This is a genomic window from Streptomyces sp. NPDC003077, from assembly GCF_040611095.1.
GTDB lineage: Bacteria > Actinomycetota > Actinomycetes > Streptomycetales > Streptomycetaceae > Streptomyces.
Map to the genome: position 1 here is coordinate 92,198 of NZ_JBEXNM010000026.1, position 12,053 is coordinate 104,250.

Genomic DNA, 12,053 nt, shown 5'->3' on the forward strand with positions numbered 1-12,053 from the left:
CCGATGGACCCTCGCCCCGCGCGCCACCTCATCTCCCTGGACGACCTGACCGACGCCGAGCTGTACCGCCTCGTCGAGCGCGGCGCGGCCTTCTCCGCGGGCACCCTCAAGGGCCATCGGCCCCTCGCGGGGCTCGTGACGGGGGTGTACTTCGCCAAGACCTCCACCCGCACCCGCACGGCGTTCTCGGCGGGCGCGCAGCGGCTGGGGAGTTCCCTGGTCACCTACGGACCCGGCGACCTCCAGATCAACACCGGCGAGACCAGCGAGGACACCGGGCGGGTCTTCTCCCGGATGCTGGACGTCCTCGTCGCCAGAACGGCCGCAGACCCGCGCGAGATGCGCGCCTGGGCCCGCCAGGAGCGGATGTCCGTGATCAACGCCATGAGCGCCGACGAACACCCCACCCAGGCGCTCGCCGACCTGACCACGCTGCTGCGGCACTTCGGCCGGATCGACGGGCTGCGCGTGCTCTACGTGGGCGAGGGCAACAACACGGCGGTGGCCCTCGCGCGGGCGCTGAGCCGGTACCCGGGCACGGAGCTGGAACTGCGCACCCCGCCCGGATACGGGCTGCCGGCCGGCGTCCTGGACGCGGCGCGCCGCCACGCGGAGCGCACGGGCGCGGTGGTGCGGGAGGAGCACACCATGGACGGGCTGCCCGGCGGCTTCGACGTCGTCTACACGACGCGCTGGCAGACCACCGGCACCACGAAGCCGGACCCGGACTGGCGCGAGATCTTCGCGCCCTTCCAGGTCGGCGGCGGGCTGTGGGAGAGCAGCCCGAAGGCCGTCTTCATGCACGACCTGCCGGCGCACCGGGGCGAGGAGGTCACCGCCGAGGTCCTCGACGGGCCCGCGAGCATCGCCTTCGAACAGGCGGAGAACAAGATGCACAGCGCGATGGCCGTACTGGAGTGGTGCCGCTCCGCCGGGCCCGGGGCCTGACGGCCGGAGCCCCGGTCCGTGACGGACCGGGGCTCCGCGGTGCGGCGCGATCAGCGCGGTATGGACGGGGCGCCATCGCGGTATGGACGGGGTGCCTCAGCGCAGCACCGCGCCGCCGTTCTCCGCGTGGACGCGGGCGCGGCGGCCGTCCAGCGCCGCGTAGACCCGGTGCAGCCACCGGTCGGTGCCGTCGAACAGCGGGCTGAAGGAGGTCCGCCCGTGCACGGTCAGCCGGTTGTCGGCGAGGACGAGGTCCCCGGCGTCGAGGGTGTGCTCGTGCGTCACCCGCTCCAGCGCGGTACGCAGCTCCTCCATGGCCTGCCGCGCCCCGTCGTCCACCGGGTGCGTGGCGGCGAAGTCGACGAGCACGTTGGGGTCTTCGGGGGCGCCGACGAGGATCGCGTGGACCGGGGAGTCGCCCTGGTGGTCCCCGAACGAGGGCGGCGCCTCGGTCAGGAAGCGCTCCTGCGACAGGGTCCGGCGCGCCTCCCCGGAGAGCAGCGGCAGGGCGCGGCGTATGGAGGCCGTGGTCAGCCGGGCGTCGCCCGTCGGGTCGGCGCGTACGCACAGCAGCCCCAGGAAGTCGGGGCGGCTGGGGTGGAACGCGTTCTCCGTGTGCATGTGCAGCCGGACGGAGCCCGCGTTGCTCTGCTGGCTCTCGTAGCCCGGCACCGGCACCACGTCCTGCACGAGGGCGCCCGACTTCTCGCTCCGGTAGGCGATCACCTCGCCGAGCTGCAGCATGGCGGTGACGATCACGCCGCTCGCCACGGACGCCCGGGTGCGGACCGATCCGGGGCGCACGGGCGTGGCGGGCAGATCCTCCTCCACCGGCAGGTTGCGGATCATCAGGGCCCCGTCGGGGCCCGCGTCGTGGCGGAACTCGCGCAGCGCGCCGAGGAGGTCGCGGGGCAGGAGCGGGGACGCGGCCCGCGCCGCCGCGAGCCACGCGGGCTTGTCGATCTCCCCGTCCGCGGCGGTGAGGAGGGGTTCGACCACGGCGCGCACCTGGTCGCGCTGTGCGTCGGTGAGTCGCAGGGCCGTATCGGCCAGGGCTGAAAAGGTACTGGTTTCCATGGTGGTCACATGCCTCATCGGTAATTCGGTAATTCGGTGCAGAGGAATCGTCCGAACAGGCGGAGAAATCGACGCGGTGAGCGCGGCCGAAGCGATGGGCGCAGCCGGCGCGGCGAATGCGGTCGGTGCGATGAGCGCGGTCGATTCTTCGCGGTCCCGGGAAGGTCCGACGCGGAACGACGCTATCCACCGGGCACGGATAGGTCAATTGACCACTGGCCGACCGGAGTTGTCCGTGTATACGGTCACCTCGTCGACAACGTGTCGTGTACCGCCGGCGGGACGAGGGAAAAGAACGAATCCGCCGGGATTTCTCGCAGGGCCACCACAGGGGAGAGCACGTGCCATATCGAAGCCTCACGCCGAAAGAACTGCTTTACCGGGGAAACGCCGACACCGAAGTCAACGACACCTCGTGGTCCGTCCGGTGGGAGGCGGTCGACGAGCGGCAGGTGCTGGACGCCCTCCCGGCCGAGCTGGAATTCCACACGTCCGGGAGTACGGGCCCCAGCCGCTGCTGGCGGCGCACGCGTGAGGCCGCCTGGCAGGAAGCCGGGATGCTGGCCGAGTTCGTCACCCAGGGCGCGGCGTCCCCGCCGGGCGCCGTGGTCGCCTTCGCGCCGCCCCTGCACGTCTACGGGGCGCTGGCCACGTTCCTGATGCCCGCCAGGCTGGGGGTCCCGGTGTGGTACCGGAAGGAGTACGTCGGCGCGCTGCCGGAGACCGGGCAGCGCCACGCCGTGGTGGTGGCGACTCCGTGGATCTTCTCGCTGCTGCTGCGGCACATCGACTGGGTGCGCTCCTTCGAGCACCTCACCGTCCTCTACAGCAGCGCGATGCTCCCGGCCGACGCCGGGCGGCTCCTCCAGGAGGCGGGCCCCGGCCGGGTGACGCTGATCGAGCTCCTCGGCTCGACGGAGACGGGCGGCATCGCCACCCGGCGCTGGCAGGGTGGCGAGCCGCCCGCCTGGACGCTCTTCCCGGACGTCACCCGCGTGGAACGGGAGGCACCCGGGACGGACGGTGCGGACGGGACGGACGGCGCGGTGCCGCTCGTGATCCGCGGCCCCCGCCTCGCCCACCAGCCGGGAGAGCCGCGGCCGGCCGAGTGGCACACGGGCGATCTGGTCGAACCCCTCGACGCCCGTACCTTCCGGCTGGTCGGACGGGTCGGACGGCTGGTCAAGGTGAACGGCCGCCGCGTCAACCTCGACGAGGCGGAGCACGCGCTGCGCGGCCGACTCGACTGCGCGGACCTGGCGTTGGTGCCCGTCAACAGCCCCATGATCGGCGAGCACGTGGATGTGTACGTCGTCCCGTCCCCCGGCGCGGGAGCGGACGACCTCGACCTGTCCCCGGTGGTCGCGCTCCTGGGGGCGCGTCCCCGAAGGGTGCACGTGGTACCCGAGATCAGCCGGAGCGCGCTGGGCAAACTGCGGCCCCAGCGGACGCCGCCGCACGCGACGGCGTCCGAGTAGCCGGCAGGCACACGCCCTGTCGCCCGGCCCCTTGGTCAGGCGATCTTCCGGTCCGGAAACACCGCGCCGAGCGGCGTGGAATCCGGACCGGCGAGCGCCTGGACCAGGCACTCGACGAGCTGCGGCAATGAGGTGTCCTGCCGCAATATGTGGGCGTAGAGCCGCTGCAAAGGCTCTCCGGGATCGATGCCCATTTCCTCGGCGAGCCCCGCGCGGAGCCGGTGATAGGCGTTGAGCGCGTCCACTTGCCGACCGAGGGCCGTACAGCAGATCATCAGCAGGTGACAGACGCGTTCCCGGACCGGGAAGGCATGCACCAAGGGGATGAGTTCTTCCAGGGCCGCCTTGTAGTCACGGCGCACCAGGAGCAGTTCCACCCGCTCCTCGATGGCCGTGAGCCGCAATTCCGTTAAACGCGCCTGCTCGGCGCATGCGAACGGTCCGGGCAGGCCGCCGTAAGGAGTGCCCTCCCACAACGCGAGGGCGTCGTCGAAGGCGGCTACGGCCCGGTCGACGGCCCCCGAGGCACGGAAATTCCGGGCGTTTTTGAGAAGCGTCGTGAAGTGGTATTGATCGACTTGCTCGGGAGGTATCATCAGGGAATAGCCGGAGCCGTCGGAGACGAGCACGCGGGAGGCGCCGCGGGGCGAACGTCCTGGTTCCAGCGTATTCCGCAGTCTGGCGATGTACGTATAGAGGCTGTTCACCGCGGTCGACGGCGCGTGCGCCCCCCAGACGCTTCTGATCAACTCAGCCTTGGTGAGAACTTGTTGTGTGTGTGAGGCCAAAGCGGCGAATACCGCCTGCTGCTTCGGCGTTCCCATATCCAGTCGTCGGCCACCGGCCCACAGCCCCACTGGTCCGAGGAGCCGTACTCGCATAACACCTGCAGACAGCAATGTCTACCCCCGTTACGTGCCAAGCTTGTGAAATGCTCTCCGCGTCATTCGTCATTCGTCGTGCGGCTGCCTCACCGAAGTGAGAAGGGTTCGCACGCGTCGATTGCGGACAATGTCCTGCGCCGTCGCCGGTTCGTATGAGCGGTCACACTCACACGGCTCCCCTAGGACGTGCGCAATCGGAGACGACAAAACAGGCCCCTTCGAATGCGTTGTTCGCCGGGTCATCCTTCTTGCCCGGACATCGGTCCCTGTCGGGGCGGAAGGATGGCACGCAGCCCTAAGTGTTTGGTCAGGGTGGGTTTTAGGACTTGTTGGTGCGGGCTTGAGGCCTCGTTGGTGTCAGACAATAGCTGTGACGAGAGTGGTCGTCCACCGATCATCGAGTGACAAGTGACGACAGAAGCGGTCCTGGTGGGCAACGAGGAGCGCAGTGGTCCGGGGTCGCCGACGCCGGCCCGGACGCCTGCGGCCCGACGCAAACGGACGGCGGCGTACCGGTTCTCAGGAGTGTTTCGTGGTGGCTCAAAGTTGCCCAGGACCGGACCCGGGGCCGAAATGGCCGGGTTCTTTCGCTTGTGGCGACCGTCAGCGGGTACTGCGCCGAACCTCTTTGCCGGGCCCGTAGGTTGGGAAACTTTCAACCAACTCCCGGGCCGCGGGCCGGAACTCGTACCCGTCCAGGCTGTGTGGTCCAGTCCGGGAGGAGGCGGAGAGGTGTGGCCAACTCAACAGCCGGAGCGGCGGGGAAGGCGTCACCGCGCCCCGCTCGCGGGGCCAGGAATCCGCCACGCCCCGACCGGGCGCACCGAAGGTGACGGGGCCACCACGCGGGGAAGTGCGGTCGATGGCCGGGGGAGTCCATCGACCGCACGTTTTCCCTGCGCGCCCGGCGGCTGAATTCCGTGCCGCGGTATTCCCCGAAGAATCCACGCACACGGCTCAATCCGCCGGCCGATTCACCGGGCCCTCACCGATTCACGCGAGGCCCGGCAGGTGGCGGGGGCAGCGGCACGAGCGTCGGTCACCACTCGTTTTGCGCGCTGTCGCCCGCCGATGGGAGCGAACGGTTCCGATAACGGGACCGGTTCCTGCGAGAGACGCACCGAAAACCGCGCCGACCATCCCGCATCGACCATTCCCGTGTCGACCACTCCCGCGTCGCCTGACCGATCGCGGGAGAGGATCGAGGAGTTCGGCACCGGGCCGGGGCCCGGAGTCCGCGTGCGCCCGCCGGCGACGCGCTCCGCCGACCGGCGGACCCGCACCGCGGCAACGGGCTCACCCGCGTCCGTCGCGCGCCCGGCGGGAGGGACCGCCCCGCCGCCCGCGCTCGGGCCCGCCGTCGATGCCGCCATGTGCGGAACCCCGTCTCCCTTTCACTGATGACGCGTCAGGAAGCGACGCTCACCCCATCTTCGGTCTCCGGGCGGCCAGGACCGAGAGATGCGGCGCGACCCTAGACCAAAGTCGGCACGACACTGGCCGAAGGTCGAGGTCAGTGCTCCCGGCCCTCGGCGACCAGGGCCGCGATCGTGTTCTCCAGCGCCTGCCGGAAGGGAACCCGCGGCTGCCAGCCGGTCGCCGCGCGGAACGCCGAGGTGTCCAGCACGATGTCCCGGAAGTCCGTGACCGGCGCGTGGTCCGGCGCCTGCACGCTGACCACGGGGACGGCCGGCTTGCCGGTGTGCCGCGCCACCGCCTCGGCGACGGCGGCGAACGCCTCGCCCAGCGCGACGCTCTCGCCGGAGCCCACCAGCCAGTGCCGGCCCGCGAGCGCGTCCGCGTGCCGCAGCGCGGCCAGTACGGCCGCGGCCACGTCGTGCACGTAGACCAGGTCGCGGGCGACCGAGCCGTCGTGCCACATGGTGAGCGCCTCGCCCGCCAGGGCGCGGCGGATCATGGTGGCCACCACGCCCCGGTCGCTGACGGGCGCCGGGGCGTCCCCGAACACGGTGGGCAGCCGCAGGCCGATGCCCCGGACGGCGCCGTCGCGGGTCGCCGCCATCAGGGCCTGTTCCGCCCGCAGCTTCTGCCGGGCGTAGATCCCCACGGGCTCGTCGGTCTCGGTGCCGTCCAGCGGCCGGTCCACGGGCGGGATCCCGACCTGCGACACGGCTCCCGCGTGCACGACGACGGGTGCGACGGCCGTGGTGCCCTTCCGGCGCTCCGCCAGCACCGCGAGCAGGTCCCGCATGACGCCGACGTTGATCCGCTCGCCCTCGGGGCTCTCGGACGCCCGCCAACCGCCGGGGCACAGACAGAGGTTGATCACCGCGTCCGCTCCGTCCGCCGCCTCCGCGAGCCGGTCGGTGACGGTCAGGTCCGCGGTCCGCACCTCGACGAGGCCGGCGTTCCGCTCGGGCAGCGGCGCGGGGCGGCGGGCCACCGCGCGCACCCGTACCCCTTCGGCGGCGAGCGCCGCGGTGACCACGGAGCCGATGAAGCCGGAGGCGCCCAGCACCGTCACCAGGGGGCGTTCACCACCCGCCGCACCGTCGATCACGTTCTTCGCCATGTGTTTCCTCCCTGCGCGCGGTCGCGCGCGGTCGTTGTTCGGAGCTGCGGTGTCGTGGTCCCGCCGGCGGGACGGGGGCGCGGCGCGACGCGGCCACCGCCCCGCCCCGCCGCCCCGCCGACTCGCGCTTTCGTCACCCGGCCGGCCGGGATCCCCCCGCGGCCGGCCCGGCCGCCAAGGCGTCCCTAGCCGCGCGTCAGAGTGCCCTCGACCACCGGGCTGCGGCCGTACAGCGGCGCCCACCAGTCGCGGTGCTCGGCGTACCACTGGACGGTCTCCTTGAGCCCCTGCTCGAAGCCGGTCTCCGGCTCCCACCCGAGCTCGTCCCGGATTTTCGAGCAGTCCAGCAGGTAGCGGCGGTCGTGGCCGGGGCGGTCGGGCACGATCCGCTTGAGCTCCTGGGGGCGGCCCAGCTCGGCCAGGACGGCGTCGGCGATCTGGTCCACACTCGCCTCGAAGCCCGTGCCCACGTGGTACGTCTCGCCGATCCGCCCGCGCTGGAGCACGGCCTCCACGGCCCGGCAGTGGTCCCGGACGTGGATCCACTCGCGCCGGTTGTCCTTGGAGGCGTAGACGGGAATCCGCTCGTTCTCCAGCGCCCGGGTGATGAAGAGGGGGATCACCTTCTCGGGGAACTGGTGGGTCCCGTAGTTGTTGGCGCAGTTGGTGATGGTGATGGGCAGCCCGAAGGTCTCGTGGTACGCCCGGACGGCGTGATCGGCCGCCGCCTTGCTGGCGTTGTAGGGGGTGCGCGGCCGATAGGGGTCGCTCTCGGTGAAGGCGTGCTCGTCGTCGAGCGCCAGGTCGCCGTACACCTCGCAGGTGGAGATGTGGTGGAACCGCTCGATTCCCGCTGTGTGGCAGGCGTCGAGCAGCGCCTGGGTGCCCATGGTGTTGGTCTGGAAGAAGCGCCGGGGGTCGAGTACCGCGAGGCTGTTGTGGGATTCCGCGGCGAAGTTCACCACGGTCCGCGTGCCGTGCTCGGCGAGCAGCCGGCCGATCAGCGCCGAGTCGTCGATGTCGCCGTGCACGAAAGTGATCCGCTCGCGCACGTCGGCGAGGTTTTCCTCGACTCCCGCGTAAGTGAGCGCGTCCAGCGCCACCACGTGGTCGTCCGGATACTTCTCGACCCAGTAACGGACGAAGTGCGAACCGATGAAACCGGCGGCACCGGTAACGAGAATTGAACTCATGCCCGGCACCGTACTACCGCCCCAACGTCCCCCCATAGACACTTGAAATCCGGCGTCACACCCGATAGTCGTAATCCATGGCTTCCATACCCGAATTCTCGGTGATCTCCGGTGAGCAGGTTCAGCGGATTCTCTCCGGCCGTGACGAGCAGGTCATCAAGGTGATCGAGAACGCGTACCGGTTGCACGGCGAGGGCAAGACCGTCAATCCCGACTCGTACTTCCTGCGTTTTCCCGACCGCCCGTCCTCGCGGATCATCGCGCTGCCCGCCTCCGTGGGCGGCGACGTGGACGCGCACGGCATCAAATGGATCGCGAGCTTTCCCGAGAACATCGATTCCGGAATTCCCCGGGCCTCGGCGGTCCTCATCCTGAACGACACCGCGACGGGATATCCGTTCGCGTGCCTGGAGAGCTCCGTCATCAGCGCGAGCCGCACCGCCGCGTCCGCCGCGCTCGCCGCCGCGCGCCTGAGTGCCGCGCGCGGGGTGCGCCCCCGCCGCCTCGGCATCGTGGGCACGGGGCTGATCGCCCGCTATGTGCACCGCTTCCTGTCGGCGGCCGGCTTCCGGTTCGACGAGATCGGGCTGCACGACCTGTCGGCGGAGCACAGCGCCGCGTTCGAGGAGTACCTGCGCCGGACCGGCGACACCCCGACCGTGCGCCACGAGAGCGCGGCGGACCTCGTCCGCGCCAGTGATCTCGTGGTCTTCGCCACCGTCGCCGGGAGCCCGCACCTGCACGACCCGGCGGACTTCGCGCACCACCCGCTGGTCCTGCACGTCTCGCTGCGCGACCTGTCGCCCGAGATCATCCTGGACTCGTACAACATCGTCGACGACGTCGACCACTGCCTGAAGGCGAACACCTCACCGCACCTGGCCGAGCAGCGCACGGGCAACCGCGACTTCGTCGCCGGCACCCTGTACGACGTGCTCACCGGCCGGGTCGCGCCGCCCGGCGACCGCACGGTCGTCTTCTCGCCCTTCGGCCTCGGCGTCCTGGACCTGGCGCTCGCCCGCCACGTGTACGAGGAGGTGTCCGCCGCGGGCGCCCTGCACACCGTGCCCGGCTTCTTCCACGAGACCAGCCGCCACGGCTGACGGCGGCCCGCCGATTCCCCGGCCTTCGGCCACCGTCCCCGATTCGTCGACCTTCGGCTACTGTCCCCTGGCGCTCGGACGCTCATAACATGCGCGATATGGCCAGTAAGCAGCCCCACGACAAGTTCGCCAAATCCGCCCCCGACACCTCCACCGCCACGGTGCTCGGCTATCCCCGTTCCGACAGAATCCTGCTTCTGGTTGGTATACCCCTGATCGGCGCCGTCCTCGGCTTATTGCTGCCGATTCTGGCCCGCCAGGTCACGGGCTGGTCGAAGCTGCCCCTGCGGATCGTCTTCGAGTTCCTCGCCTCTCCCGAAGAGACGTGGCAGGTCGTCGCCTTCGCGGCCGGCGGTTTCGTCATCGGGCTCGTATTCGCCTTCATCGCCCTCTCGGAGTCGTTGACGGTGACGCTCACCGACGCCCGGGTGGAGGTCACGGCCGAACACTGGCAGGAGGCCGTCGATCGCGCGGACGTCTCCGCCGTATTCATGGACGGAAAGCAGCTCGTCGTCCTGGACCACGGCTCCCGGCAGGTCGTCCGCGGCAGCCACGCGGCCCCCGCGCAGCGGATCGCCGCCGTCTTCCGCAAGCACGGATATCCCTGGAGCGACAGCGACCCGTACGCCGACCTGTTCAAGAAATGGGTGCACGGCTCGGGCGCGCTGCGCCCCGAAGTCGACGCCGTGCTGGCGGCCCGCAAGGAAGCGCTGAAACGCAAATCCTGGTTCGACGTGCACGAGCTGACGCAGGCGGTCGAGGAACTCGGCTACACCGTCAGGGAAAAGGGAACCGAACAGTACTGGCGGCCACTTGTCCAGTCGTGAGCCGCGGGAACGGAGCGCCTTCGCGAAGGACCCGCGTTCCCGCCCGCGTCCCGGCAACGCCAAACTCCTCGACCTCTTCTACGCCGCGCTCTCGGCCCTGGCCGCCCTCGCCTGGGGGGTGGCCGCCTCCGAGAGCGGACAGATCACCGGGGACGCGCTGTTCTGGCTGATGCTGCTGGGGGTCGTGGGCAGCGCGTTGCTGTGGTGGCGTCGTCGGCATCCGGTCCGGGTCGCCCTGGTGCTGGCGTGCTGCTTCGCGGTGACGGACTTCGCCCTCGTCGCCGCGCTCTTCGCGGTCGCCGGCGTCGCCACCTACCGCCCCCGCCGCGTGGCGTTCGCGGTCACCGCGCTCTTCGCGGTGATGCGCGTCCCGTTCGCGCTGTGGGGCCCGGGCGACGGGACCTCGCCCCTGGTCGCCATCGCGGTCGACGTCGCGGTGCTCGCCCTCACCACGTGGTACGGCCGCGTCATGGGGTCCCGGCTGGACCTGGTGATCGCGCTGCGGGAACAGGCCCGCGCGGCGGAGGCCGCGGCCCTGGAACGCACGGAGCTGCTGCGGGCCAAGGAGCGCGAGCGGATCGCGCGGGAGATGCACGACGTGCTCGCCCACCAGATCTCGCTGGTCAGCCTGCAGGCAGGCGCGCTCAAGATCCGCAAAGACCTGCCGCCCGAGGAGGTGGCCAGGGCCGCCGAGACCATCTACCACAGCTCCCACCAGGCGATGGAGGGGCTGCGGGAGATCCTCGGCGTGCTGCGCATGGGCACGGTCGGCAACAGCCTCCAGCCCCAGCCCACCCTCGCCGACCTCTGCTCCCTGTTCGAGGAGTGCCGCGCGGCCGGGATGAGTATCGAGGTGGCGAACCGGCTGCCGGACCTGTCCACCGCGTCGCCCGTCGGCCGCACCGCGTACCGCGTGGTCCAGGAGGGACTGACCAACGCCCGCAAGCACGCCCCCGGCACGACCGTCCACGTCCTGCTGGAACGCTCCGGGGACGGACCGTCGGCAACGTCCGGGAACGAGCTGGTGGAACGGCCCGGGGACGGGCTGCCGGAGCGGTCCGGGGACGAACTGCACATCCTGGTGCGCAACCCCTTGGTTCTCGGACGGGACGGCCCGCTGGTCCCCGGCTCCCAGTTCGGGATGATCGGCCTGGCCGAACGGCTGGAGGTCGCCGGCGGGCGGCTGGAACACGGAGTCCGGCGGGATGCCGCTGGGCAGCTCGCCTTTCATCTGGAAGCGTGGATTCCATGGCCGAAGTGATCCGCGTGGTCGTCGTGGACGACGACCCGCTCGTACGCATGGGTTTGACCACCGTCCTGGGCGCCGGGGCCGGTATCGAGGTGGTGGGGGAGGCGTCCGACGGGGCCGAGGCGATCCGGCTGGCGCACCGCCTGCGGCCCGACGTGATCCTCATGGACATCCGCATGCGCACCATGGACGGGCTCACCGCGACCGAGGAGCTGCGCTCCGACGGCGGGGAGGGCCCGGCGATCATCGTGCTGACCGCGTTCGACACCGACAAGCACCTGCTGCGGGCGCTGCGCGCCGGTGCCAAGGGCTTCCTGCTCAAGGACACCCCACCCGACGACATCCTGGACTCGGTCCGGCGCGTCGCGGCCGGCGAGTCCATGCTGTCGCCGTCCGTGATCACCCGGCTGATCAGCCATGTCGTGCGGTACGACGACCGGGAGCAGGTCGAGGCCCAGGCCCTGCGGGCCCGCACCGCCCTGGACCGGCTCACCCCCCGGGAGAGGGAAGTGGCCCTCGCCCTCAGCGAAGGCCAGTCGAACGCGGACATCGCCGCGTCGCTGTATATGAGCCTCGCCACGGTGAAGGCCAACGTGACGCGGATCTTCGGCAAGACGGAGTGCACCAACCGGGTCCAGGTGGCGATCCTCGTCCACGAGGCCCGGCAGTCGGCCCGACGGGAGTCGCCGGCCGATCAGTGGTAGGCGGGTGCCCGGGGCGGGGGCGGCGCCCGAAAGCCCCCCCCCCCGCCCACCCCCCAC

10 protein-coding genes are annotated in these 12,053 nt (G+C 71.0%); 6 read left to right on the forward strand and 4 right to left on the reverse strand.

The window, feature by feature from the left end:
• Positions 1-3: 3 nt before the first annotated feature.
• Positions 4-948 carry an ornithine carbamoyltransferase gene (locus ABZX96_RS19330; RefSeq protein ID WP_355545896.1) on the forward strand — a complete coding sequence of 315 codons (945 nt, stop codon included), beginning with the start codon at positions 4-6 and terminating at the stop codon, positions 946-948.
• 96 nt (positions 949-1,044) lie between these two features.
• Here the strand turns inward: ABZX96_RS19330 and ABZX96_RS19335 are convergent, their stop codons facing one another.
• Positions 1,045-2,025 (reverse strand): TauD/TfdA family dioxygenase, encoded by a 981-nt coding sequence (locus ABZX96_RS19335; RefSeq protein ID WP_355545897.1) that lies wholly within the window; start codon positions 2,023-2,025, stop codon positions 1,045-1,047.
• A gap of 341 nt (positions 2,026-2,366) precedes the next feature.
• On the opposite strand from ABZX96_RS19335, the gene ABZX96_RS19340 reads away from it, so the two are divergent.
• Positions 2,367-3,503, forward strand: a complete 1,137-nt coding sequence (locus ABZX96_RS19340; RefSeq protein WP_355545899.1) for an AMP-binding protein — start codon at positions 2,367-2,369, stop codon at positions 3,501-3,503.
• Between the two features lie 35 nt (positions 3,504-3,538).
• Here ABZX96_RS19340 and ABZX96_RS19345 read toward each other — a convergent pair whose 3' ends face one another.
• The 3 genes from ABZX96_RS19345 to rfbB all read right to left on the reverse strand — a co-directional run bounded on the left by ABZX96_RS19345 (position 3,539) and on the right by rfbB (position 8,113).
• A complete protein-coding gene (locus ABZX96_RS19345) occupies positions 3,539-4,327 on the reverse strand; it encodes an AfsR/SARP family transcriptional regulator (RefSeq protein ID WP_355545901.1) in 789 nt (262 codons plus the stop codon).
• A gap of 1,573 nt (positions 4,328-5,900) precedes the next feature.
• On the reverse strand, positions 5,901-6,920 hold the full coding sequence (locus ABZX96_RS19350; protein ID WP_355545903.1) for an NAD-dependent epimerase/dehydratase: 1,020 nt from the start codon (positions 6,918-6,920) through the stop codon (positions 5,901-5,903).
• Between the two features lie 185 nt (positions 6,921-7,105).
• The gene (gene rfbB / locus ABZX96_RS19355) at positions 7,106-8,113 is read right to left on the reverse strand and encodes a dTDP-glucose 4,6-dehydratase (protein WP_355545905.1); all 1,008 of its coding nucleotides are present in this window, start codon (positions 8,111-8,113) and stop codon (positions 7,106-7,108) included.
• A gap of 77 nt (positions 8,114-8,190) precedes the next feature.
• Between rfbB and sbnB the strand changes: the two genes are divergently transcribed.
• From sbnB to ABZX96_RS19375, 4 genes are all read left to right on the forward strand, one after another.
• Positions 8,191-9,216, forward strand: coding sequence for a 2,3-diaminopropionate biosynthesis protein SbnB (gene sbnB, locus ABZX96_RS19360; protein WP_355545907.1), 1,026 nt, complete (start codon positions 8,191-8,193; stop codon positions 9,214-9,216).
• A 98-nt stretch (positions 9,217-9,314) separates the two neighbouring features.
• Positions 9,315-10,043, forward strand: coding sequence for a hypothetical protein (locus ABZX96_RS19365; protein ID WP_355545909.1), 729 nt, complete (start codon positions 9,315-9,317; stop codon positions 10,041-10,043).
• A complete protein-coding gene (locus ABZX96_RS19370) occupies positions 10,030-11,304 on the forward strand; it encodes a histidine kinase (protein ID WP_355545911.1) in 1,275 nt (424 codons plus the stop codon). The genes ABZX96_RS19365 and ABZX96_RS19370 overlap by 14 nt, the downstream gene beginning before the upstream one ends.
• A complete protein-coding gene (locus tag ABZX96_RS19375) occupies positions 11,292-11,996 on the forward strand; it encodes a response regulator transcription factor (RefSeq protein WP_355545913.1) in 705 nt (234 codons plus the stop codon). Before ABZX96_RS19370 ends, ABZX96_RS19375 begins: the two co-directional genes overlap by 13 nt.
• The last annotated feature ends 57 nt before the right edge of the window (positions 11,997-12,053 follow it).